Here is a 23,157-nt window from a genome sequence, read left to right on the forward strand (position 1 = left end):
GGGTGAGCGCCCCCAACTGCCTGCCGACCACCTGCGGTTGGGGGCGCGCAACACGGCGCGGGGACCGATTCCCCGCACTCAGAGGGAAGGACACACGCTATGGACGCAAGTCCCGAATTCGAGTTCGTCACCGCGGCAGCATGCCGTGACAAGAAGGTGGGCAACTGCCCGCAGGTGGCAATGAACGTTCCGGGAGTGGTGGCGCTTCGGGACTCTGAGCGGCCGGACGCGATCGTCACCATGACGACGGACGGATGGGCGACACTTGCCGCAGCCGTCAAGGCCGGAGAGTACGACGTGACCGCCTGAGAGTAGGACGCATGCAAGAGTGCCCCCGCTGCCGCGCTGGATGCCCTGTGGACCCTGAGAACGGGTTGCCCTGGTGCGCGCAGTGCGGGGCATTCTTCGCACTCTCGCCGCCTGCCTGCCGTGGCTTGTGGTGGTGGCGCAACGCTGCCACCCGCGCATCTGTCCGGCCGCGCGAGCACTGATGCGCCTGCCCCTGAAACGGTAACGGTCCGGTCTCGATGTCAGGTGCCCAGGGACCGCGCGCCACCCTTGGACTCTCCCCGTTTTCGCAGGTCAGGGCCTCTAGCTGTGATGGACCACAGAGAAAATCCTTCCCTGGCGGCCGTGGGAGGTACCCCCATCCCGAACTGGGGCTCCGCCCCAGACCCCGTACGCGCTCCGCGCGTGTCCTCAAACGCCGGACGGGCTGAATGTGCGGCTCGGCCGCACATTCAGCCCCGCCGACGTTTGAGGCGCGGGGGTCCGGGGGCAGCGCCCCCGGTTACGGGAAGGGGCGGGGTGGGGTGAAGCCTCGCGCAGCGGCACCCGCACCCGCACCCGCACCCGCACCCGCACCCGCACCCGCACCCGCACCCGCACTAGCGTGACCTCATGGGAACGCATGAAACCGCAGGTGCACCGCACCCCGATGACCGCGACTTCCCCGCGCGCCGTGCACCCCGCTGCCGCGGACTCGCCGAGCTGGATGCGGCCGTGACCCAGTGCCGTGCGTGCCCGAGGCTGGTGGCCTGGCGCGAGGACGTCGCCGTCACCAAGCGCCGGGCGTTCCAGGACTGGGAGTACTGGGGAAGGCCGGTCCCGGGCTTCGGCCCCCCGGACGCGGCGCTGGCGGTGGTCGGTCTCGCGCCCGCGGCGCACGGCGGCAACCGCACAGGCCGGATGTTCACCGGGGACGACTCCGGCGACATCCTCGTCAAGGCGCTCCATGCCGTGGGTCTCGCGTCCCAGCCGACCTCCACACACCGCGGGGACGGCCTGGAACTGCGCGGCGTGCGGCTCGCCGCACCTGTCCACTGCGCTCCGCCGCAGAACAAGCCCACGCCCGGTGAACGGGACACCTGCCGGCCGTGGCTGGCGAGAGAGCTGGAGCTGCTGAGCCCTGCCCTGCGTGCAGTGGTCGTCCTGGGAGCCTTCGGCTGGCAGGCGGTGCTGCCGGTGCTGAGTCATGCGGGGTGGCAACTGCCGCGGCCCCGCCCGGTGTTCGGGCACGGAGCCCGGGTGACGCTGCACAGCTCCGGCACCGGACGGGAACTGCACCTGCTCGGCTGCTATCACCCGAGCCGGCAGAACACCTTCACGGGGCGGCTCACCCTGCCCATGCTCGTCGATGTCTTCCAGCATGCGGCCGACGTCGCGGGCCTCAGTCCGTGAACAGCGAGCCGGTTCCTACTCCTTCGCCCTGCCTCGCGGTCAGAGCAGCAGACGCAGCGTGGTGTCCGCGACGCCGAGCCGTACCGTCTGACCCCAGGTCAGTTCCAGCGCGTCGCTCTCGATGCCGTCGCCGAACGCGACCAGTCGGTCGGACTCGACGACGAGCCTGAGCTGCTCCGCGCGTTGCAGTGTTCCCTCCACGAGCGAGGTGCCGGTGGTGGGGGAGGGCCAGGCCTCGCGTACGAACCAGATGAGCCGCGGATCGGCAGGACCGGGCAGCGTCAGCGCGCTGGTCCGCTCCTGCCACAGCGAGCGCAGCCACCCGGTCGCTCCGGTGCCGGTGCCGACCAGGACGCCCGAGGATGCCTGCGCCTCGACGGGTGTCGCCTCGTCGTCGTTCCCGATGCGGTAGCGCGCCGTCTGATGGCCGCGCGCGCCGAGATAGATCTCGTTGAGTGCCAGCAGCCGCTGGGTGTCGTCGGCCACCGCCTCCACCATGGTGAGCTCGTCCGTCGCGCAGTTCGGGGACGCGGCGGCGGGGAGAAGTTTGGCCGCGTCGCCCGCCCGGTGGCGGACCAGGACGCCCGGGTTGCGGCCCGGATCGGCGTCGATCCCGATCACGGGCTGTCCGGACAGATATTTGGCCGCGTTGGCGACCAGCCCGTCCTGTCCGACCACGATCACCACGTCCTCGGGGGCGAACAGAAACCGGTCGAGGTCCATGCGCTCAACCCGTGCCTGCCGCCACTGAAGCGGAACCGCCGCCGTCACCTGGGCGAGGGTGCGCCGAGCACGGTGGTGGCGCTCGGCCACCTCCTCGATGCCGCGGCCTCGCGAGGAGAGGAAGAAGCCGGCCTGGCCGTGCGTGCCGTGGCGGGCGAGCAACTCCTCGTACTCGGTGGTCCGATGCACGAGCACCGCCCGCGGCGCGAGGCTCATCCCCGGTCCCCTTCGGGGCGTCCGAGCCTGGCCAGCAGGCCGGTCAGGACGTCGGGCGAAACGGTGAGGCTCTCGATGCGGGGCAGGTTCTCGGCGAGCCGGGTGGCGGTCAGGGCGTGCAGCGTGGCGGCGTCGACGTCGGCGTGCACCCGCAGCCAGGCAGCCTGGGCCTGGGCCCGTGCCTCGCCGACCTCGCGTGCCGCTTCGGCCTCGGCCTTGGCCAGCCGTACCGTGCGGGCGGCCTCTGCCTCGGCCCGTACGCCGTCGGCCGCCGCGCTCTCCTCGGCCTCGCGGCGGGCATTGGTGCCACGCTGCTCGACCAACTGCTCCTCGCGTCGGGCCAGTTCGATCTTGCTGGCGAGTTCGTTCTCCGCGATGGTGCGCTCCCGCTCGACAGCCACGGCCCGTCGTTCGTACGTAGCGCGGTCGGCCTCCTGCTGGATCTGCTCCCGCGCCGGGGTGCGCAGTGCGCGTTCGACCTCGGGCTCGGGGCGCAGAGCGACGACGCGCACGGCGACCACCGCGATGCCGGTGGCCTCCAGCCGCGGTTCCGCCGCCAGCCCCTCGGCGATGCGCCCGCGCACGGACGCGACGCCGTCGACCAGTGCCGCGGCCAGCGGGGTACGGGCCAGCACATCTAGCGCGTGCTGCTGGGCGGTCTCGGTGAGCAGGGTGGAGATCTGCTCCAGCGGGGCGCTGCGCCAGACGCCGGTGTCCGGGTCGATGGAGAAGTCCAGCCGGGCGGCCGCGGTGGCCGGATCGCCGATGCGGTACGTCACCGTCGCCTGCACCGTGACGTCCTGGAAGTCGGACGTACGGGCGTGGAAGGCCATGGCCAGTTCCCGGTCGTCGACGGGCACTTCGCACAGCGCCGCCGTCAGCGCGCGGTACCAGAAACTCAGCCCCGGCCCGTCGTGGACGAGCCGGCCCCGCCGGTGGTGGCGGACATGCGCGGTGGGTGCGGAGCGAAGATGACGCCAGCCGAAGCGCCTGATGATGTCGGCCATGACAACCTCCCCTTTTCGTCGTATCGACGATATAGGGACAGGTTCCTTATCGTCAATACGACGAAATGCGGTCGCGGGGAACCGCGCGGGCCGCACTCAGTTCCGCACTCAGGGATCGTGCTCAGGACCGCAGCCGGATCCAGACAGGCGCGTGGTCGGAGCCCGCCGCGTCGCGGCGCTCGGCGGGTGATTCGTCGACAGAGGGCAGCGGCTGCGGGGTGGCCGTCCCGCTGAGCCCCGTACCTGCTGATTCCACCTCGTCCAGGAGCCGGTGGCTGACGAGTATGTGGTCTATCAGTTCGGGCCGTCCCGAGTGGATGCGGGAGAACCGCCGGCCCTGTGGGATCAGTGGTGCCACGTTCCACAGCCGATGGGCGTCGCCCTTGTCCGGCCGGTCGAAGCCGGGCGTGCCGATCTCGGAACCCGGCGGTCCCTGAAGGAGCTGGGTGGTGGCCGCGCCCTCCTCGTCGTTGAGATCACCCAGGACCACCACGGCGCGCTCCTTGCCCCGGCCGTCGAGCAGGGTGTCGGCCAGCGCGCGCAGGGTGGTCGCCTCGGCGGCGCGCCGGAACAGCGCGTAGGCGCCGTAGCGGGCGCGTTCACCCTCGTCGCGGGGCTGGAACCGGCCGCCCGGGTAGCTGAGCAGTTTCGATTTCAGGTGGCAGACGGCGGCCACGATGTCCGGCCCCTGGTCCGGCTCGATACGTACGGCCAGCGCGCCGCGGCCCATCCGGGCCACCGGATCGGCGCGGTCGTCACTCTGCACGGCAAGCAGTTGCCCGGGAAACGCGGCGGTGTCGGCGATGACGGTGAGCGGATGGCGGCTGAGGAAACCGACCCGGATGCCCCGGCTGTCCGCGTGCTCGGACAGCGCCGTGTGCCACGTGCCGCCGAGCACGCTGGTGAGATCGGCCAGCGCCTGCGGGTCACCGACCTCCTGGACTCCCAGCAGACCCGGATCGAGCGCGGTGACGGTTTCGGCGAGCGCGGCGAGCTTCGCCTCGAACGAGGCCTTGTCGCTGGGGCCGAAGGGTCCGCCCGGCAGGTAGAGGTTCTCGAGATTCCACGTCCCCAAGAGCATGGCCTGGCTCCGTCCTGAGACTGGGACTTGCCCGGACTGTCATCGTGACAGGGCCACGGCAAGGGAGCCAGGTGTCTGCCGTTCAGGCCGGCGGAGCCGCTCCGTGGGCGGCGGTGACGGGGACTTCGGTTCCATCGCGCACCGCGTCGACGATGGCCTGGTGGAGGGTACGGCTGGCCTCTTCGGATGGGCACGGCACAGGGCTGCCCGACATGGTGAACCAGTCCGAGGCCCCGCTGTACTGAACGGCGATCTGAGCCTGGCCGTCCGACCAGGTGGTGTGGACGGTCACGTCCCCTTTGATCACGCCGACTTCCTCGGTGAGAACGCCGCCGGGTCCCGCGTAGATTCCGGTGGTGGTCCACGATGCCCAGGTCATGGCGCATGCCTTACTGACGGTGGGAGAAGGTGAAAGGACACGGCTGCCTCCGAGCGCCGCTCTGCGAGACGCCGTCCTTCGAGTCTGACACCTGCACGACGGGTGCGCGCGGTGGTGTCTGGGTGCGGTTCCATAACAGGGTGCGTAGCGGCTCCTCACCGCTGTCCACGCTCCGTGACGACCACTGTGCGTCACGAGGACGCACGTCTTGTCACGGCAAGGAGCTGAACGGCATTCGGTGAGCCCGCGGCCCTCGATAGGGTGCGGCGCATGATCCTCGAAGAGCTGGCAGTGGCCCGAGGCGAGCACGGCGCTCCTGACATCTCGGGCGAGCTGCTCACCGAGATCGCCGAACTCTATGCGTCCAACCAGGAATTCTTCGCGCTGAGCGGCGACTTCGCCGACCCGTACGACATCCGGATCGAGGAGGTCGCAAAGGCGCTCGCCGACGAGCTGGCGCACGAGGGGGCGCAGGTGCTGCTCGCCAGGTCGCGCGGTGAACTGGTGGGACTTGCCGTGACGTTGGACCACCACCCGGCAGATCCGGACGACCAGGATCCATGGATCGGGCTGCTGATGATCGACCGGCGTCGGCAGCGATCGGGGTTCGGCCGACGCCTGGCCGGCATGCTCGAAGACCGTTTCCGCCGGGCGGGCCGTACGGGCTCCCGCCTCGCCGTCCTGGAGAACAATCCGAGGGCGCTCTCCTTCTGGACCTCCCTCGGATACACCGAGCTCCGCCGCGCCAACGACCGCGAGCTGAACCGCCCGAGCATCGTCCTGGGCAAGCCCTTGTAGGCGGCTCCGGGACGCCGACCGGGATCGGGGCGGTATTCGGCCAACCGCCTTGCTGCTGAGGCCCGTTGGTATGGACCTCTCCCTTGCCTTCGGTTAAAGTCCGCCCGGGCGCGCTCTGAGAGCGCTCTCGCCTGCTCGCTGTTCCATCCCCCACGAAGCTGGAACAACTGAAGGGTCAAGGCCTTGAGACGCACGACAGGTATAGGTACCGGACTGTCCGCACTCCTCCTCCTGGGCGCCTCGGTAACCGCCGGGTCAGCCCCGGCCGCCGCCGCGGCGCCCGCCCCAACTCCCGAGCCCGCCGCCTCCGCCGGTCTGCTCACCGCCATGCAGAAGGACCTGGGTCTGACGAAGAGCCAGGTGCAGGCGCGGCTGGCGGCCGAGAAGACGGCAGTCGCCGTCGAACCAAACGCGCAGCGCGCCGCCGGATCCTCCTACGGCGGATCCTGGTTCGACGCGAAGAGCGGAAAGCTGACGGTGGCCGTCACCGATGGCCACAAGGCCGGAGCCGTACGCGCGACGGGTGCCGCGGTCCGGCTGGTGACGCACAGCGCGCAGCAGCTCGACGCCGCCAAGAAGAAGATCGACGCGCTTGACGCGCCCGCCGGGGTCAGCAGCTGGCACGTCGACCCGAAGGCCAACCGGGTCGTGGTGAACGTCGTCGCCTCCGAACGTGGTGACAACGATGTCGCAACGTTCGTCGCCCGCGCCCGTCAATCCGGTCCGGTCCAGATCAAGGAGACCACCGAGGCCCCGAAGACCTTCGCCGCCGGCACCGTGGGCGGCGACCCGTACTACACCGGCAACGTCCGCTGCTCCATCGGCTTCTCGGTGTACGGAGGCTTCGTCACCGCCGGGCACTGCGGTCAGCCGGGCATGGGCGTCAGAGGCTGGGACGGCTCCTACATCGGGAACTTCCGGGGATCGTCGTTCCCCGACAACGACTACGCCTGGGTCAACGTCGGCAGCGGCTGGTGGACCGTCCCCGTGGTCCTCGGCTGGGGAACCGTCTCCGACCAGCTGGTCCGCGGCTCGCGCGAGGCTCCCGTCGGCGCATCGATCTGCCGCTCCGGCTCCACGACGCACTGGCACTGCGGCAATGTCCTGGCCAAGAACGAGACCGTCAACTACAGCCAGGGCGCGGTCCATCAGATGACAAAGACCAGCGTCTGCGCCGAGGGCGGTGACTCGGGCGGGTCCTTCATCAGCGGTGACCAGGCGCAGGGCGTGACCTCCGGTGGCTGGGGCAACTGCAGCGGCGGAGGCCAGACCTGGTACCAGCCGGTCAACGAAATCCTCGGCCGGTACGGTCTGACCCTGCACACGACGTAGCCCCCCACGGGTGGAGCCCGTCGCGACGTGATCAAGGGCCTCGGGCGTGTTTTGGAAGTAGCGCCGTCCGCCCGCAGGACGGGCCCCGCGGCGTCTGGTACGTGCAATCGCAAGGCGGAGGATCGTCCTCGTACTGGACGTACTTGGGCGACTCCGACAACATCGCGAGTGCGCGTGCCAGGCGTCGCGGGGCAGGCGGGACTTCCAGAACACGCCCGAGCGGGCCCTGCGCCGCGACGGGTTTTCCGTATGCCGGGGCATGGCGTCGGGAAGGACCCTATCCACTTCTCGCGGATCCTGATTGCGCGGTGCGCGGCTGCCGGCCGCTCCTCCGCGTCGTCCTCGGGTCCTTCCCGGCCACTCCATGGAATCACCGGGGCCCCCTCCAAGGCCAGGGTCATGCAGAGCCGTACCAGGCGGGTGTCCTCAAAGCGCCGTCGTCCATGCGTACGGCGGTGCGAGCCGTTCACCGCCACCGGCGCCCACGCTCTCCAGGTCCCGGTCCGCGATCCGCGTCAGCTGTGCCGCGAGGTCCTTGAAGGCCCTGCCTGCCGCGAGCTCGTCGCCGATTTCGGGCACGTCCGGGTCCTCGGAGCTGCATCGGGCGGTCCCGTGGCCCGTGAGGGTCGAGCTGCCGGTGTCCAGCACCACCCGCGCCTTCGTCGTCCCGTCCTCCTCGAACAGGTACAGGCCGACCTTCCACTCCAGAGTCCGTGTCGTCATGGCCTACCTCCTCGACGGCATCCGGCCGCAGTGGGCCGCCGCTACGTTCCCGCTGCGTTGTCCTGTCTTCAGGGTCCACCCATCCGGCGCCCGCCGTGAATTTCTCTCGGGCCAAGGGGGCCGACCGGCTGTCGGACGAGGCCCGTCGGGCCCATGCTGGAGGTGGGACAAATCAGTCACCGTGGGCACCGGGCGAGCGGACGCCGGCTCGGTCCTTCGAGTGAGCGAGGTCAGGCCATGACTGCACATCTGCCCGGCCGGTGGCGGGGCACGCATTCGGAGCCGGAGCGCGGAACACCACGCGGGAATCCTCTGCGCCGCAGGTCGGACCGCGTGCAGCGGTGGGCCGGAGCCTTCGCGGTGGTGCTGTCCCTCGGGGCCGTGCCGGGGGTGGCCGCCGGGGTGGGGCTCGCCGTCCACCGAGCCGAGATGCACAAGGTCCAGGACGCTGCCGGCTCGTACATGGTCGAGGCGCGCCTGGTCGCCGACGCGGGTGCGCGCAAGGCGGCCCGGGGGGACGACCCCGTGGTAGCACAGGTCCAGTGGAAGCAGCGCGACGGCGTGGTGCACACGGCGCGGGTCAGGGTCGACCCGAGCACCCCCGCCGGCTCCGCGGTCCAGATCTGGGCGCGCCCCGACGGCACTGCGACCAGGGTGCCGCCGACGACCCCTTCGGAGGCGGTTCTCGCGGGCTGGCTGACGGCGATTGTCACGGGGGCCGGGGTGAGCGGAGTCTGCTACGTGTCGTGGATGGGCTTCGTCCACGTGATGGATCGCAGAAGGTACGCGCAGTGGGAGCGCGAGTGGGCGGAAGCGGAGCCGGGCATGTCCGGCCGGACACATGACCTGTGAGCCTTGAAGGCCCGGAACCCTCCGGGGTGGTCACGGCCGTGACCACCCCGGAGGGGATTCAGGCCGTCGCGGCGGTCGTCACCGACTGCCGGCCGATCATCCGGTGCAGCCGCTCGGCGGCCGCCCGCCCGAAGGCCGGGTCGTTGATGTGTGTGTCGAACGTCTGGAACTCGACGTCGGAGTCGCTCAGCCCCGTGCTGAGTTCGGCGACCAGGGCGGCGTCCGCACGGGGGTCGTGGTACGGGCCGTTCAACACGCCGAGAGTCGACAGCCCGCGCAGGGGAGCGAGGACGGCGGTGGGACCGGTCGCGGTCCGCAGTTTCGCGGTGATACGGCGCCCCAGCTCGGCGCACTCCTGCGCCGTCGTGCGGACCACGGTGATCGACGGATTGTGGACGCGGATCATCCGGTCACGGAACCGGCCTGGGAGGGTGTCGAGCGGTCCGAACTTGACCATGTCCAGCGCTCCCAGGCTCACCACCTGAGGAACACCGGCCCGGCCCGCGGACTCCAGGCGGTCCGGTCCGGCCGTCAGGATGCCCCCGACGAGGTCGTCCGCGAGTTCGCTCAGCGTCAGGTCGAGGACCCCGGCGAACAGGCCCTGTCCGGCGAGCGCTTCCAGCGACCGGCCACCGGTGCCGCTGGCATGGAACACCAGTACCTCGTAGCCGAGTTGTGTCAGCCGCTCGCGTGCCGCGTCGACGCCGGGAGTGGTCACGCCCGCCATGGACGCCGCCACCAGCGGCCTGCCCTCGGCGAGGAGATCCTCCGCCCGTACCGCTCGTGGCGTGCGGGCGTAGCCCTCGGCCATTCCTGCCATGGCGTCGGCGGCGTTGGCGAGCAGCGGGGCCGAGATCCGGTTGACTCCGGCGATGTCGACGACGCTGTACATCAAGGTGATGTCCGAGGCACCGACGTACGGGGCGACATTGCCCGAAGCCATCGAGGAGACCATCAGCTTGGGCACGCCGATGGGCAGGGCGCGCATCACCTGCGTCGCCATCGAGGTCCCGCCGCTGCCGCCGAGGGCGAGTACGCCGTGGAGGCGGCCTGTGGCATACAGGTCCAGGGCTATGGCCGTGGCGCCGCGCGCCATGGCCGTGACAGCGGCACCGCGATCCTGTTCCCGCAGGTGACGCAGGTCTTCCCCGGCGGCGCGAGCCACGTCGCAGTGAGTGATGTCCGGGCGCACCAGTGGCTCTCCGATGACGCCGGTGTCGATGAGGATGGTCTCGATGCCGTGCCGGTGCAGGTGATCCCGCAGTCGGCCGTACTCCGTTCCTTTGGTGTCCAGCGTGCCCACCAGTGCAACGATTGCCATGACAAGTCATGTTCATGGCTTATGGCGTACGGGGCAAGGCGGCACCCCGGTAATCGGACGCTCCCGCCAGGGCGTTGAGGCGACGTCCGGGGCAATTCGGCAGCCAGGCAAAGCGACCTGGGGGCCGCTACCGCCCGGACCGCGAGTGCCGCGCCGTATACCCGAGCCTTGTGGGGATTGTGCCGGGTTCTTCAACTCCTGCCCCAGCCCGTGTGGTTAGTCCCTATTCTGGGCGTCTCGCCGGGCCCGACATTGGGGGGTGCCCGGCCTGAGTCGAGGGACATTCATGATCCGTACCCGCTCCATCGCGGCCGCCGCTGTCGCGGCGTCGCTGACCGGGCTCGTTCTGCTGCCGTCACAGGCGCAGGCCGTGACCGGCTCGGTCCACCTGTACAAGATCTACTACGACAGCCCGGGATCGGACCGCGGCTCCAACGCGAGCCTCAACGCCGAGTTCGTGCAGATACGCAACACTACGGCGAGGGCCGTCAGCCTCAAGGGCTGGACGCTCGTCGACGCCTCGAACCACAAGTACGTGTTCGGCACCTACACCCTGGCCAGTGGAAGGATGGTGACGGTCCGCACGGGCAAGGGGACGAACACCGCCACCAACCGCTATCAGGGACGCGCCTGGTACGTGTGGAACAACGACAAGGACACCGCCACGCTCAAGACGTCCACGGGCGGCAGGGTCGACACCTGCTCCTACAACTCGACCAGAGTCGACTACAGGATGTGCTGAGCGTCTGATCGCAGCGTGACGAGCGCCCACCCCTCCCCGGGGTGGGCGCTCGTCCGCGTTCCGGCTCCGGATGTGAGAAAGGTCGTCGGGTGGAACGCACCCTGCCCGCAAGCACGTCAAACAGGGGGGCTGACCAATGCCGCGGCCGGCCCCTGTGTGACGTCCTTCACTTCCTTATGGAGGTGATGTGACGGAACGTAGTGAGACCCCTACATCATCTACACGTACTGTTACGTGTGGCACCGCCATATCGTGAGCACCAAGGAGACTCATGCGACCGTTCGTGCTGAACTACGCGCTCCCCGCTGAGAATTCAGCGGTCACCATCCCCTACACGTACGACGCCAACCTGCAACTGAACGTCCTGCCCGACGGCCGCCCCGCCATATCCGACCGGGCGGTGATCCTCGCAACCGGTACGACGACGTCAACGGCCGGCTCGCAGACGCACTTCGACGACTGACCGGCCCGGCGCACCGATGACAGTGCTGATCCTGACCTGCCAGCAGGACGTGACGACGGACATGGTGGTGGCCAAGCTGCATGAACGGGGAGTCCCGTTGGTGCGCTTCGATCCCGCCGACCTGCCCGGTGAGGCCGACATGTCGGCCGAGTACGTCCGCGGCGACTTCGAGGGCTACCTGTCGACCGACGGGCGCCTGCTCAGCATGAGCGGGCTGCGCTCCATCTGGGTGCGCAGGCCGGGTGAGCCCGCGGCGCATGCCGAGGAGCCCTCGGAGTGGCTGAGCGCCGAGTCCCGGCAGGCGCTGTACGGGATGCTGTACTCCACCACGGCGCGCTGGATGAACCATCCCTGCGTCGCGGCGCAGGCCCGGTGCAAGCCGTGGCAGTTGCGTGTCGCCCACCGCAGCGGTTTCGCCGTGCCGCCCACGCTCATCACCACCTTCCCGCGCGTGGCCCGGCAGTTCGCGGAGCAGTACAAGGAAATCGTGGTGAAGTCCGCCTCCGGCCCGCCGACCACCGATCCCCCCGTCGCCCTGCCCACGACCCGCATCGGGCCGGACGCCGATTTCTCCGGCGTCGCGGCCGGGCCCACCCTGCTTCAGGGTTACGTTCCCAAACTGGCCGACATCCGGCTGACGTTCGTTGGCGGGAGGATGTTCGCCGCGCGGAAGGATTCCGCGTCCGGACAGGTGGACGGGCGCTACGGCACCACCGGCCACGCCTGGGAGCCGGCGGACGTACCCGACCGGGTGGCGCGTGCCGTGCGTGAGTACGCCGATCTGTCCGGAATCGCTTACGGCGCCTTCGACTTCGCCGTGGACGGCGACGATGTCTGGTGGTTCCTGGAGTGCAATCAGGGCGGCCAGTTCGGCTTCATCGAACTGGAGACCGGTCAGCCCATCGCCGAGGCGGTCGCGACCTGGCTGGCCGCCACGCCGACGTCGACCGCTCGCGTTCCCTGGGCGGGCTACGGCTGGGGCGATGTGGACGCCGGCCCGTAGAGCACCGACGCCAGGACGGCTCCGAGCAGGCCGCCGGGACGCCGAAAGCCGCCGGCGGTACCGGACCGTCAGGAGTCCGGCACCGCCAGCGACCTGGCCTGCGCTTCCGTTACTTGACGGAGCCCGCCATCACCCCCTGGACGAAGTGCCGTTGGAAGGCGAAGAAGACCACCAGCGGGACCACCAGGGAGAGGAAGGCTCCCGGCGCCAGGACTCCGATATTGCTGCCGAACTGCCGCATCTCGGACTGGAGGGCGACGGTGAGCGGCTGGGACTCGCTGTCGGCGAAGAGCAGCGCGACCAGCATGTCGTTCCAGACCCAGAGGAACTGGAAGATTGCCAGGCTGGCCAGTGCAGGCCGTCCCAGGGGCAGGATCAGCTGGTAGAAGATCCGCCACTCCCCGCCGCCGTCCATCCGCGCCGCCTCCAGCATTTCGCGCGGGATCTCGGCGAAGTAGTTACGGAGCAGGAAGATCGCGAAGGGCAGCCCGTAGGCGACATGGAAGAGGATCACGCCCGGGATCGTGCCGAACAGGCCTATGGCGCCGAAGAGTTTGGCCACCGGCAGCAGCCCGATCTGGACGGGCACCACCAACAGGCCCACGACCACCAGGAAGATCGCGTTGCGGCCGGGGAACTCCAGCCAGGCGAAGGCGTATCCGGCCAGTGCCGCGATGCCGACGACCAGCGCGGTGGCGGGCACCGAGATCAGGACGGTGTTCCAGAAGGACTGCGTGATGCCGGAGTCCTTGAACAGGGCGGTGTAGTTGTCCAGGGACAGCTGCCCCGGATCGGTCAGCGCCGTCCACCAGCCCTTGGCCGCGTTGTCCTGCTCGGAGCGCATCGAGGACAGGAACAGACCGGCCAGCGGAGTGATCCAGACGAGTGCGACAACGAGCAGTACTGCCTGGACCACTCCGTTGCTGAGCCATGTGGTCAGCCGGCTCACGAGCCCTGGACGCGGCGGCAGGGCAGGCGCGCGGTCGGAGTTCTTGGCGACCGGCAGGGACGCACCGCGCTCGATGGTGCTGTGGCCGCTCATGCTCCGCTCCTTCGGAAGCGCCGGACGTTGAAGATCATGGCGGGCACGACCAGAAGCAGCAGCAGCACGCTGAGGGCACTGCCGAGCCCCTGGTTGTTGCCACCGCCGAAGGACACCAGCCACATCCGGGTCGCCAGCACATTGGCCTCTTCCTGCACCGGCCCCGGCGCGATGATGTAGACGAGGTCGAAGACCTTCATCACATTGATCACCAGGGTCACGAAGACCACCGTCAGTACTGGTGCCAGCAGCGGCACCGTGATCTTCCGGAAGATCTGCCACTCATTGGCGCCGTCCATCCGGGCCGCCTCCAGAGCGTCCCGGGGGATGGCGGCGAGTCCCGCGGCGATGAGCACCATCGAGAAGCCGGTCCAGATCCACAGATAGGCACCGATGATCGCCGGGGTGACCAGGGCGGGGCCCAGCCAGGAAATGCCCTGGTAGGGGGCCGCGAAGTTGTCGGCAGGGAGCTTGACGGTGTACGAACCCGCCTCCAGGCCGCGGAAGTTGAACGAGCCGTCCGCGGCGGTGGTGGCTTTGGCTGCCACCTTTCCGTCCCGTACCGCCTCGACCGACATCCCCGGCAGACCCTTCTCGGCCGGGTCGACCTTGCCCGGTGTGCCTCCGCCGCCCGGGGTGAAGTCGAGATAGACGACGCCCCTGATCTCGTCGGCGCCGGGCGCGGCGGAAGACGCGGCCTGGGCGGGCCGGGCGTCGGAGGGCATCTTGTCCGGTGCCACTCCGACGAAGCCGAGGCTGATGGACTTGCCCGGGCTGACCGCCTCGGTCGTGCGGTAGTCGCTGCCCGGATTCCCGGTCAGGTTCTGGCCCTGCCGGGCCCTGGCGGTGGGGTAGGCGGACGAATCGTCGAAGGCGTCGTGGACGCCGACGGTGACGGCGTTGAGCACGCCGCGGTTCGGGTCCTCCTCGTAGGCGAGCCGGAAGATGATGCCGGCGGCCAGGAACGAGACAGCCATCGGCAGGAAGAGCACCAGCTTGAACGCGGTCGCCCAGCGCACCTTCTCGGTGAGTACGGCCAGCACGAGGCCGAGACCGGTCAGCAGCACCGGAGCCACGACAACCCAGATGGTGCTGTTGCGGATCGCCTTGAGCGTGGCCGGATCGCTGAATATCTCGGCGTAGTTCTCGCCGCCGACGAAGCGGTCACCGCTCGCGTCGAAGAGGCTCCGCCCGGCGGAGAACAGCACCGGATAGACGACCAGGGCGCCGAGGAGCAGCAGTGCGGGGAGGACGAACACCACCGCGATGTTGCGCCTCCTGCGCTGCGCCCGCCGCCGCGGATTCGCGGCGGGGGCGGTTGTGGTGAGTGCAGCCATGAGTGCGGGGCCTCAGCTCTTGTAGGCCTTGGCGGCCGCGGCCTCGAGCTTGGCCGCGGTGGCCGTGGGGTTCGAGGGGTCGCGCAGGAAGTCCTGGAGGAGCTTCCACTCGCCCGCGCCCTTGGTTCCGCCGAACGCGGCCGGGGCCTGGTCGGACATGTCGAAGCGGACCGTGTCACCCGCGTCCACCAGCGACTTGGCCGTCGCGCGGGTGGTGTCGTCGGCGTACGAGGCGAGGTCGACGTCCTTGTTGGGGGATATGAAGCCTCCCGCACCCGCCCACACGGCGGCCGCCTCGGGCGTGGCCAGGAACTCCAGCAGCCGCTGCGCGCCCTTCTTGTTCTTGCCTTCCTTGAGGACCACGGCCGCGTCACCGCCGCTGACCACCGGTGCCTTGCCGCTGTCCACGGCGGGGAACGGGAAGAACTTGGCGTCCTCGCCGAGCTTCTTGCCGAAGTCGTCCTTGGCCATGCCGCCGACGAAGTCGCCCTCGTAGACCATGCCGGCCTTGGGCTTGGGGCCGAAGACCTGCTCGATGGAGCCGGGGAAGTCGGTGTTCAGCGCGGCGCTCGAACCGCCGGCGACGAGCTGCTTGTCCTTGAAGACCTCGCCCAGGGTGGTCAGCGCCTTGACCACGCTGGCGTCGGTCCAGGGCATGGTGTGGGCTGCCAGCTGGTCGTACTTCTCGGGTCCGGCCTGGGAGAGGTAGATGTTCTCGAACCAGTCGGTCAGCGTCCAGCCGTCCTCGCCGGCTACGGAGAAGGCCGGAAGTCCGGAGTCGGCTATCGTGCGGCCGGACTTGAGCAGCTCCGCGAAGCTCTTGGGCTCGGAGACCCCGGCCTGCTCGAACGCGCTCGGGCTGTACCAGACGGTCGACTTGTGGGCGGCCTTGAAGTAGAGGCCGTAGAAGGTCTTGTCGACGGTGCCGTAGTTCTTCCACACCTCGGCGAGGTTGGCGCCGGCGGTCGTGGCGGCCTTCTGCGAAAGGGGTTCCAGCCAGCCCTCCTTGGCGAACTGCTGGAGCACGCCGACCTGGGGCACCATCGCCACGTCCGGGGCGTTGCCGCCCTCGATCTTGCTGCCGACGAAGGTGGAGACATTGTCACCGGTGGGCACGAAGACCGTCTTGGCGCCGGTCTGCTCGGTGAAGGCGTCCAGCACCTTGCGGAAGTTCTTCTGCTCGCTGCCGGTCCAGACTCCGGCCACGGTCACGGTCTGACCCTTGAGGTCCTTGCCGCCGCTCGCCGGCTCCGTCGACCCGCCGCAGGCACTCGCGCCCAGGCCGAGGGCGAGCACGGTGGATGCGGCCGCGGCCGTCCGGATGCTGGTCGTGATTCGTCGCATGATGATGGTCCTTTCGAAAAGAGGGTGTGTTCAGGGGGTGGGGCAGTCGCCCGTCCACCACGCGGCGGTCGCTCCGGGGAGCACGCCGTCCGGGCAGGGGCCGCTGGAGAGGAGCGGGGTGCCCGCGACCGGGGCCGGTACGGGCTCGGTGCCGAAGTTGACCGCGCAGATCAGCCCTTCACCGCGGGCCATGGCCAGGACCTGCGGGGGTGCCTCCAGCCAGCGCAGGCTGCCTTCGCCCAACTGGGGCAGGCTGCGCCGCAGTTGAAGGCCCTCGCGGTAGAGGTGCCAGAAGGAGCGGGTGTCGGCCAAGGCCCGGTCGGTGGCGTGTTCGGCGAACCATTCGGGCTGCGGCAGCCAGGGCCGCGCGCCTGCCGCGCCCTGGCTGAAGCCGAACGGTGAGGCGTGGCCGGACCAGGGCAGCGGCACTCGGCAGCCGTCGCGGATGCGCGCACGGCTGCCGGTGCGGCGGAAGATCGGGTCGGTGAGTACCTCGTCCGGAAGATCCAGGACTTCGGGGAGGCCGAGCTCCTCGCCCTGATAGACATACGCGGCGCCGGGCAGCGCCAGCATCAGCAGGGCGGCGGCGCGGGCACGTGCCGCGCCCAGACCGCTGGCCTCCACACCGGGCTCGCCCGCGTACCGGGTGACCGTGCGCACCTGGTCGTGGTTGTTGAGCACCCAGGTGACGGTGGAGCCCGTCCCGGCGATGTCGCGTATCGCCTCCGTGATGGTCGCCTGAAAGGCGTCGGCGTCCCAGGGCGCGCTGAGCAGGTCGAAGAAGAAGGCCTGGTGCAGTTCGTCCGGCCGTACGTACTTGGCGTGCTCGCGTGCCGTGGGCACGGAGACCTCGCCGACCAGGAGCCGTTCGGTGCCGTCCAGGGCCGCGTACTCCTCGCACACCGATCGCCAGCGGCGCCACACCTGGTGGACCTCCGGCTGGTTCCAGGCCAGCGGGTTCACCGAGTCCCGGGCGCGCTCGTCGGCGCAGGGGTCGATGGAGTCGGGCAGCTCGGGGTGCTTGAAGAGTCCGGCGGCCACATCGATGCGAAAGCCGTCGACGCCCCGGTCGAGCCAGAAGCGGAGCACCCGCTCGAAGGAATCGCCGACTTCGGGGTTGCGCCAGTTCAGGTCGGGCTGCTGCGGGGTGAACAGGTGCAGGTACCACTGGCCCGGGGTGCCGTCGGATTCGGTGACCCGGCTCCAGGCGGGCCCGCCGAACATCGCCCGCCAGTTGTTGGGCGGCTCATCGCCGTCCGGGCCGCGACCGTCGGCGAAGTGGAACCGGGAGCGGGCCACGCTGCCGGGTGCGGCGGCGAGTGCCTCGCGGAACCACGGGTGCTCGCTCGAGCAGTGGTTGGGGACCATGTCGAGCAGCAGCTTGAGTCCGAGCCTGCGGGCGTCGGCCATCAGCAGGTCGAACTCGGCCAGGTCGCCGTAGACGGGGTCGACGTCGCAGTAGTCGGCGACGTCGTAGCCGTGGTCGTGCTGCGGCGAGGGAAAGAACGGGCTGAGCCAGATGCCGTCGACACCGAGCTTCCTCAGATACGGCAGACCGGCCCGTACGCCGGCCAGGTCACCGATGCCGTCCCCGGTGCTGTCGAGGAAGCTGCGCACGTAGACCTGGTAGATCACCGCGTCGCGCCACCAGGAGGTGGCGGTGCGGGAGGAGTGGCCGATGGCGGCCGGGAGAGCAGTGAGCATCTCGCGTTGACCCGTTCCTGCTGGATGCGAGAGCGCCCCAGAGCGGGTGCGCTGTTATGCATGCATGTTAAGTAGCGGTGACGGGAGGGTGTCAACGATGCTGCACGAACCGGCCCTGGTATGTCCAGATTTTTGGGGGTATGCCAGACGAGCTTGCTACTTAACATGTAAGTAGCAAGCTCGTGGTGAGGGTGGAGAGGGCTCAGCCCTTGCGGGAGATCGATCCCAGCTCGCGCGACAGGCGACCGGCGGCCGCCTGTGGCGTCTGGCGCAGCGCCATGACGTCCTGCACGACGGCCTGCACGGCAAGGCTCACCTGGTCGTAGCGAGGGCTCTTGGGGCGCGGCTCGGCCGCCAGCACGCTCTGGCGCAGGGTGGGCAGATACGGATAGGCGCGCACCAGTGCGGGATCCTCGTACAGCGCGGCGCGCACCGGAGGCAGTGAGCCCTCGGTGAGCACCTTGCGCTGGACGCGCTCGCTGGTGAGATAGGCGATCAGATCGGCCGCCGACTCCGGATGCCGGGAGCGGCTGCTGACCGCGAGATTGGAACCGCCCAGCACGCTCGTGCCCGGTCCGTGCGGCCCGGGCAGCGGCACCGCGCCGAACCTGCCGGCCACCTTCGATCCCGGCGCATTGGCCATCGCGTACACATAGGGCCAGTTCCGCAGGAAGAGCAGCCGGCCGTCCTGGAAGGCCTGCCGGGACTCCTCCTCCTCGTAGTCACGGGCGCGGGGGGAGATCCAGCCGTCCCGGACCCCGCCCGCGAGGAACTCGAGACCCCTGCGGGCCGCGGCCGAATCCACCGTGACCCGGGTGCCGTCGTCCCGCAGAATCGACCCGCCCGCCGAATGGACCGCCTCGGTGGCGTTGACGGTCAGTCCCTCGTAGGGCAGGAACTGGCCGGCATAGCCGTCCATCCTGTACTTCGGTGCGAGGGTCTTCGCCTGCCGGGCAAGCTCCGCCCAGGTGCGCGGCGGCCGTTCGCCCGCCCGTTCCAGAATGTCCTTGCGGTAGTACAGCAGACCGGCGTTGGTGACATACGGGACGGCGTACAGGCGGCCCTCGAAGGTGGCCGTGTCCACGACGGGCGCGAGGAAGGTGTGCAGCGGGAACGCGTCCCGCTCCAGCGGGGAGATCCAGCCCGCCGCCGCGAACTCGGAGGTCCAGGCCACGTCGATGTTCAGTACGTCGAACCGGTCGCTGCCCGAGCGCAGTTCGCTGATCATCTGGGCCCGGGTCTCGTCCGCGGTGTCGGGCAGCTCGACGAGCGTGACCTTCTCCTGAGGGTGACCACGGTTCCAGTCATCCAGCAGCGGACCGAGATAGTCGGTGAGATCGCCCGCCGTCACCAGGGTCATCGGACCGCGGCCCTTGGGAGCCGCCGCACCCGGCTGGCTGCCGATGCCCGCGTACCCCGCGAAGATCACGGCAGCAGCGAGGAGCCCCCTACCCGCGGCATGCATCCACCGCATAGGTTCCTCCCAGTGCACCGACCCGGCCGCGTCGCCGTCCAATGTGGCCTATGTATACCTGTTAGGCATGGGCGATACTAGACGTCCAGGCTCAGAAGGCGGGTGGCGCGAACCACAGCCCGCATCCGAGCAGAACTGTCAAGTACGGAGCGGGAGGGAGGGGAGCGCGTGCGGCTGCCGCTCCTGGCACTCCTCACCCGTGGCCCGGCGCACGGTTACGAGCTCAAGCAGGACCTTGAGAAGCTCCTGGGCGCCGCGTACCCTCAGCCGAATGTCGGCCAGATCTATGTCACTCTCGGGCGGCTGGAGAAGTCCGGCCTGATCGCCGGCGAGGATGTCGAGCAGTCCGGCAGACCCAATAAGCGGACGTACAGTCTCACCGACGCCGGGCGCGAGGCGGTACTCGCCTGGTTCGACGAGACCACGGACGAACCGCGAGTCCGCGACGAGTTCTTCATGAAGATCGCCCTCGCACCCGAGTCCGGTCTCGCCGACCCGATCACGCTGATCAACAAGCAGCGGCGGCAGTACCTGAACACCATGCGCGATCTGTCGAAGCTGGCCGCGGCCGAGGACCGGGACAACAGGCTCTCCCAGTTGTTGATCGAGGGCGCGATGCTGCATCTGCAGGCCGACCTCGACTGGTTGGAACGCTGTCAGGAGGAGCTGGAATGAGCGACGACACCGCTCCCGGCGCGCTGGACGCGCCCGGCCGGCAGGGCAGTGTGCCGATCGTGCGCGCCGAGGGCCTGACCAAGACGCATCACGGCGAAGGCGCGCCGGTTCAGGCCGTACGCGGAGTTGATCTGACCGTTCAGCCCGGGGAGTTCGTTGCCGTCACCGGCCCCTCCGGTGCCGGAAAGTCCACCCTTCTCCATCTCATAGGCGGTCTCCAGCGGCCCGACAGCGGCTCACTGTGGCTGGACGGCCGTCGCGTGGACGCCTATCGCGAGGCCCGCTGGGCGGTGCTGCGCCGCCGGAGCATCGGCATCGTCTTCCAGTTCTTCAACCTGGTCTCCGACCTCACCGTCGCCGACAACGTCGAACTGCCCGCGCTGCTCGCGGGCGCCTCGCCCAAGGCCGCCCGCGACAGCCGGGCGGAACTCCTCGCCGAACTCGGCCTCGAAGGCCGGGAACGCTCGATGCCCGGCGAACTCTCCGGCGGCGAGCAGCAGCGTGTCGCCCTGGCCAGGGCACTGGTGAACCACCCGGCACTGCTGCTCGCCGACGAGCCGGCCGGAAGCCTCGACAGCAAGGGCACCCGGGAAGTGCTCCGGCTGCTCTCCCGTTTCCACCAGCGCGGCCAGACGATCCTGCTGGTCACCCATGACGCACGGATGGCCAGCGCGGCCGACCGGGTCATCAGCTTCTTCGACGGGCGCATAGCCGACGACGCGACACTCGACGCGGGGCACCGCACCACGGGCCGCGGGGTCTCCGGCGTACTCGAACTGAAGGAGTGACCGTGCGGGCCACTCTGCGCTGGGCACACGCCGACCTGCGGGCACACCGCGGACAGTCGGCCTTCGTCGTCCTGGCCAGCGCCGGCATCATCGCCTCGCTGCTGCTGGCCGTGGCCCTGTTCAGCTATGCCGCCAACCCCTGGCAGCGGATCTTCACCCAGTCCCAGGGCGCCCATGTCTGGCTCCACACCCGGGCCGCCGCGGACACCGGGAAACTGTCCGAGCTGGATGGCATCGCCGGTATCGCGGGGCCCTACCGCACCGGGCGGGTCACCGTGGAGTCCCGCGGGGTGAGGGCAAGCGTGTCCCTGCGCGCGGCCGACACCCGCCCCCCGGAGATCGCCCGGCCGCTCGTCACCGCAGGCGACTGGCTCGACAAGCAGCCCGGGGGAGTCGTACTGGAGAGCTCCCTCGCCCGCGTCCTGTGGGCGGAACCCGGCGACACCCTGACCGTGGCGGGACCGGACGGCACCGCACACACCCTCCGGGTGGCCGGTGTCGCCGAAGCCGCGGAACCCCGCTACCGGCCGGGCGGCGAGTCCGGCATCGGCTGGGTGCTGCCCCGCACGCTCAACCGCGTCGCGGCGGGAAGCACCGGACAGAGCGTGGGGCTGCGTCTGAAGGATCCGGCCGACCTCGACTTCACCATCCAGCAGGCCGTCACCCAGCTCGGCGCCGACCGGGTCGCCCAGGTCACCAAATGGCAGCAGGCGCGGGCCGAGGCGGGCAGCGACGACCGGCTGCTCGGTCAGCTCTTCGCCGTGTTCGGTCTCGGTGCGCTGCTGGCCGCCGCGCTCGCCGCGTCCGGGGCCATCAGCGCCCGTATCCGCGGACAGCTGCGGGACATCTCCATCCTCAAGGCGATCGGGTTCACCCCCGGCCAGGTGGTACGGGGCTTCCTCGCCCAGCACCTCGCCTTCGCGCTGCTCGGGGTCACTCTGGGCACCGCGGCGATCGCATTCCTCGGCGCGCGGATACCCGGCCGGATCGGGGAGGCGGCCGGGGTCTGGCAGGACCTGCCCGGGCACACCGCGCTGATGATCGGCGTCCCGAGCGGCGCGGTGCTGCTGATCGCCACCGCCACCGGACTCGCCGCCTGGCGGGCCGGAAGGGTCCCTCCCGTTCCCGTCGCCCGGGCCGCGCTTCCCTCGGCCGCGCCGATGACCGGTCTCGGCCGCCGGGCGCTCGGTATGCGGGTCCCGCCCGCACTGGTCCTCGGCTGGCGGGCGGCGTTCCCCCGACGGCCGCGCACCCTGATCACCGTGGCCCGGCTGGCACTGCCGCTCCTCATGATCACGGTCGCGCTCGTCGCCTGGTCCACGCTGGACATGTTCCGCAGCCGCCCCGCCGAGATGGGCGTGCCCGCGGCGCTGTCCGTACGGGCCGAGCAGCCCGGGAGCCTCAGCGGCCAGGACCTTCAGCGCGCGCTGACCGCGCCCCCGGACGTCGTCGCCGTCCACCCGGGCGTGGAGGTCGCTGCGCTGGTGCCCGGCCAGACCGGCACCATCACCCTGCGCGGGCTCGGCACGGCAGGCACGCCGTACCCCTTCACCGTGGTCGAGGGGCGCCCGGCCGACGGCCTCGACGAGGCGGTCGCCGGCCAGGGACTGCTCGATCTGCTGGATGTGCGGGTCGGTGACTGGGTGCGGATGACGGTGGAAGGCCGGCCGCAGATCCTGCACATCGTCGGACGCAGCATCGAACCCGAAGCCGGCGGCCGGGTGATCTCGACGACCGTCGACACGCTCCAGGAACGCGACCCCGCGCTGCGGCCGGACTTCTACCACCTTGTCCTGCGGCCGGGCGCGGATCCCCGGGCGGTGAGCAGCGAACTCGCCGACAAGGCCGGAGGCGCCCTGGAGATCCGCGAGACCCCCAACCCGGGGGACCGGCTGGAACCGGCGCGGGGCGTGATCGCGGCCCTGATCGGGGTGCTGGCCCTGATCGGGCTCACCGAACTGCTGACCCTCATCGGTACGTCAGTCCGCGACCGCGGCCGCGATCTGCTCGCGCTCAAGGCGATCGGTCTGACGCCTCGCCAGATCAGCTCGGCGATCGTCGCGGCCGCAGGCTTCACGGCTCTGCTCGCCGCCGCGATCGGCACGGGACTCGGGGTGCTGTCCGGCCGGTGGCTGGTGGACATCCAGGGCCGCTCCAGCGGAATGGGCGCCGGCATCGCCCATGTCCCGCCCACGCTGCTGCTGGCTTCGGTCGCCGTCGGTGCCGTGCTGGGCGCCGTCGCGGCCGCGGCGCTGCCCGCGGCCCGGACGGCCCGCCGCCGACTGGCGGATTCACTGGCCGAGACGCTCTGAGCGCTGCGCCTGTGAACTGCCGTTATACCGCCTCACGATCCGGTCGCCGGGCGTGACGTAACTCATCGTCCTTGCTCGCGATCCGTCCCAAGTCCTCGGGTACGGTGACCAACGCTCCGTACTGACCACCACACTCATCGACACCGTCCACGTCCACGAGG

At 70.1% G+C, this 23,157-nt stretch carries 22 protein-coding genes; 11 read left to right on the forward strand and 11 right to left on the reverse strand.

The genetic code is table 11. The features are described 5' to 3' along the window. The first annotated feature begins 99 nt into the window (after window positions 1-99). Together OHA61_RS36585 and OHA61_RS36590 are read left to right on the forward strand one after the other, a co-directional pair. The gene (locus tag OHA61_RS36585; RefSeq protein WP_406306663.1) at window positions 100-309 is read left to right on the forward strand and encodes a DUF397 domain-containing protein; all 210 of its coding nucleotides are present in this window, start codon (window positions 100-102) and stop codon (window positions 307-309) included. 591 nt (window positions 310-900) lie between these two features. Then, window positions 901-1,680 carry a uracil-DNA glycosylase gene (locus OHA61_RS36590; protein WP_406306664.1) on the forward strand — a complete coding sequence of 260 codons (780 nt, stop codon included), beginning with the start codon at window positions 901-903 and terminating at the stop codon, window positions 1,678-1,680. 39 nt (window positions 1,681-1,719) lie between these two features. Here OHA61_RS36590 and OHA61_RS36595 read toward each other — a convergent pair whose 3' ends face one another. From OHA61_RS36595 to OHA61_RS36610, 4 genes are all read right to left on the reverse strand, one after another. Further along, a complete protein-coding gene (locus tag OHA61_RS36595) occupies window positions 1,720-2,619 on the reverse strand; it encodes a hypothetical protein (protein ID WP_406306665.1) in 900 nt (299 codons plus the stop codon). After that, window positions 2,616-3,626, reverse strand: coding sequence for an SPFH domain-containing protein (locus tag OHA61_RS36600; RefSeq protein ID WP_324991360.1), 1,011 nt, complete (start codon window positions 3,624-3,626; stop codon window positions 2,616-2,618). The genes OHA61_RS36595 and OHA61_RS36600 overlap by 4 nt, the downstream gene beginning before the upstream one ends. Before the next feature lie 121 nt (window positions 3,627-3,747). Then, window positions 3,748-4,707, reverse strand: a complete 960-nt coding sequence (locus tag OHA61_RS36605; RefSeq protein WP_406306666.1) for an endonuclease/exonuclease/phosphatase family protein — start codon at window positions 4,705-4,707, stop codon at window positions 3,748-3,750. 82 nt (window positions 4,708-4,789) lie between these two features. Then, window positions 4,790-5,086: a hypothetical protein gene (locus OHA61_RS36610; RefSeq protein WP_266485100.1), complete on the reverse strand. Its 297-nt coding sequence runs from the start codon at window positions 5,084-5,086 to the stop codon at window positions 4,790-4,792. Window positions 5,087-5,356: 270 nt separating this feature from the next. Here OHA61_RS36610 and OHA61_RS36615 point away from each other — a divergent pair, with 270 nt between their 5' ends. After that, window positions 5,357-5,884, forward strand: coding sequence for a GNAT family N-acetyltransferase (locus OHA61_RS36615; RefSeq protein ID WP_406306667.1), 528 nt, complete (start codon window positions 5,357-5,359; stop codon window positions 5,882-5,884). A 183-nt stretch (window positions 5,885-6,067) separates the two neighbouring features. Continuing rightward, window positions 6,068-7,216, forward strand: coding sequence for a S1 family peptidase (locus tag OHA61_RS36620; RefSeq protein ID WP_406306668.1), 1,149 nt, complete (start codon window positions 6,068-6,070; stop codon window positions 7,214-7,216). 426 nt (window positions 7,217-7,642) lie between these two features. Here OHA61_RS36620 and OHA61_RS36625 read toward each other — a convergent pair whose 3' ends face one another. Then, the gene (locus OHA61_RS36625; RefSeq protein WP_361912699.1) at window positions 7,643-7,939 is read right to left on the reverse strand and encodes a DUF1876 domain-containing protein; all 297 of its coding nucleotides are present in this window, start codon (window positions 7,937-7,939) and stop codon (window positions 7,643-7,645) included. Window positions 7,940-8,176: 237 nt separating this feature from the next. Here OHA61_RS36625 and OHA61_RS36630 point away from each other — a divergent pair, with 237 nt between their 5' ends. Then, window positions 8,177-8,791, forward strand: a complete 615-nt coding sequence (locus tag OHA61_RS36630; RefSeq protein WP_406306669.1) for a hypothetical protein — start codon at window positions 8,177-8,179, stop codon at window positions 8,789-8,791. A 58-nt stretch (window positions 8,792-8,849) separates the two neighbouring features. Here OHA61_RS36630 and OHA61_RS36635 read toward each other — a convergent pair whose 3' ends face one another. Next, the gene (locus OHA61_RS36635) at window positions 8,850-10,112 is read right to left on the reverse strand and encodes a Tm-1-like ATP-binding domain-containing protein (protein ID WP_406306670.1); all 1,263 of its coding nucleotides are present in this window, start codon (window positions 10,110-10,112) and stop codon (window positions 8,850-8,852) included. A gap of 286 nt (window positions 10,113-10,398) precedes the next feature. On the opposite strand from OHA61_RS36635, the gene OHA61_RS36640 reads away from it, so the two are divergent. The 3 genes from OHA61_RS36640 (at window position 10,399) to tgmB (ending at window position 12,320) form a co-directional block, all read left to right on the forward strand. Then, window positions 10,399-10,854: a lamin tail domain-containing protein gene (locus OHA61_RS36640; RefSeq protein ID WP_406306671.1), complete on the forward strand. Its 456-nt coding sequence runs from the start codon at window positions 10,399-10,401 to the stop codon at window positions 10,852-10,854. A gap of 271 nt (window positions 10,855-11,125) precedes the next feature. Continuing rightward, complete coding sequence (gene tgmA / locus OHA61_RS36645) at window positions 11,126-11,317, forward strand: putative ATP-grasp-modified RiPP (RefSeq protein WP_324991378.1); 192 nt, start codon at window positions 11,126-11,128, stop codon at window positions 11,315-11,317. Between the two features lie 16 nt (window positions 11,318-11,333). Continuing rightward, window positions 11,334-12,320 (forward strand): ATP-grasp ribosomal peptide maturase, encoded by a 987-nt coding sequence (gene tgmB, locus OHA61_RS36650; RefSeq protein ID WP_406306672.1) that lies wholly within the window; start codon window positions 11,334-11,336, stop codon window positions 12,318-12,320. Between the two features lie 109 nt (window positions 12,321-12,429). Here the strand turns inward: tgmB and OHA61_RS36655 are convergent, their stop codons facing one another. The 5 genes from OHA61_RS36655 to OHA61_RS36675 all read right to left on the reverse strand — a co-directional run bounded on the left by OHA61_RS36655 (window position 12,430) and on the right by OHA61_RS36675 (window position 19,221). Next, window positions 12,430-13,362: a carbohydrate ABC transporter permease gene (locus OHA61_RS36655; RefSeq protein WP_324991382.1), complete on the reverse strand. Its 933-nt coding sequence runs from the start codon at window positions 13,360-13,362 to the stop codon at window positions 12,430-12,432. Next, complete coding sequence (locus OHA61_RS36660; RefSeq protein WP_406306673.1) at window positions 13,359-14,699, reverse strand: carbohydrate ABC transporter permease; 1,341 nt, start codon at window positions 14,697-14,699, stop codon at window positions 13,359-13,361. Before OHA61_RS36660 ends, OHA61_RS36655 begins: the two co-directional genes overlap by 4 nt. Before the next feature lie 12 nt (window positions 14,700-14,711). After that, window positions 14,712-16,046, reverse strand: coding sequence for an ABC transporter substrate-binding protein (locus tag OHA61_RS36665; RefSeq protein WP_406307596.1), 1,335 nt, complete (start codon window positions 16,044-16,046; stop codon window positions 14,712-14,714). A gap of 27 nt (window positions 16,047-16,073) precedes the next feature. Then, the gene (locus tag OHA61_RS36670) at window positions 16,074-17,747 is read right to left on the reverse strand and encodes a glycoside hydrolase family 13 protein (RefSeq protein ID WP_389370767.1); all 1,674 of its coding nucleotides are present in this window, start codon (window positions 17,745-17,747) and stop codon (window positions 16,074-16,076) included. 202 nt (window positions 17,748-17,949) lie between these two features. Next, window positions 17,950-19,221, reverse strand: coding sequence for an ABC transporter substrate-binding protein (locus OHA61_RS36675; protein WP_406306674.1), 1,272 nt, complete (start codon window positions 19,219-19,221; stop codon window positions 17,950-17,952). 168 nt (window positions 19,222-19,389) lie between these two features. Here OHA61_RS36675 and OHA61_RS36680 point away from each other — a divergent pair, with 168 nt between their 5' ends. From OHA61_RS36680 to OHA61_RS36690, 3 genes are read left to right on the forward strand one after another with little or no spacing between them, the layout of a single operon-like run. After that, a complete protein-coding gene (locus OHA61_RS36680) occupies window positions 19,390-19,896 on the forward strand; it encodes a PadR family transcriptional regulator (RefSeq protein ID WP_406306675.1) in 507 nt (168 codons plus the stop codon). Next, window positions 19,893-20,684 (forward strand): ABC transporter ATP-binding protein, encoded by a 792-nt coding sequence (locus OHA61_RS36685; RefSeq protein WP_389370765.1) that lies wholly within the window; start codon window positions 19,893-19,895, stop codon window positions 20,682-20,684. Before OHA61_RS36680 ends, OHA61_RS36685 begins: the two co-directional genes overlap by 4 nt. 2 nt (window positions 20,685-20,686) lie before the next feature. After that, the gene (locus OHA61_RS36690) at window positions 20,687-22,996 is read left to right on the forward strand and encodes an FtsX-like permease family protein (protein WP_406306676.1); all 2,310 of its coding nucleotides are present in this window, start codon (window positions 20,687-20,689) and stop codon (window positions 22,994-22,996) included. Window positions 22,997-23,157: the final 161 nt, after the last annotated feature.

The sequence above is a fragment of the Streptomyces sp. NBC_00885 genome, from assembly GCF_045207475.1.
In the GTDB taxonomy this organism is placed as follows: domain Bacteria; phylum Actinomycetota; class Actinomycetes; order Streptomycetales; family Streptomycetaceae; genus Streptomyces.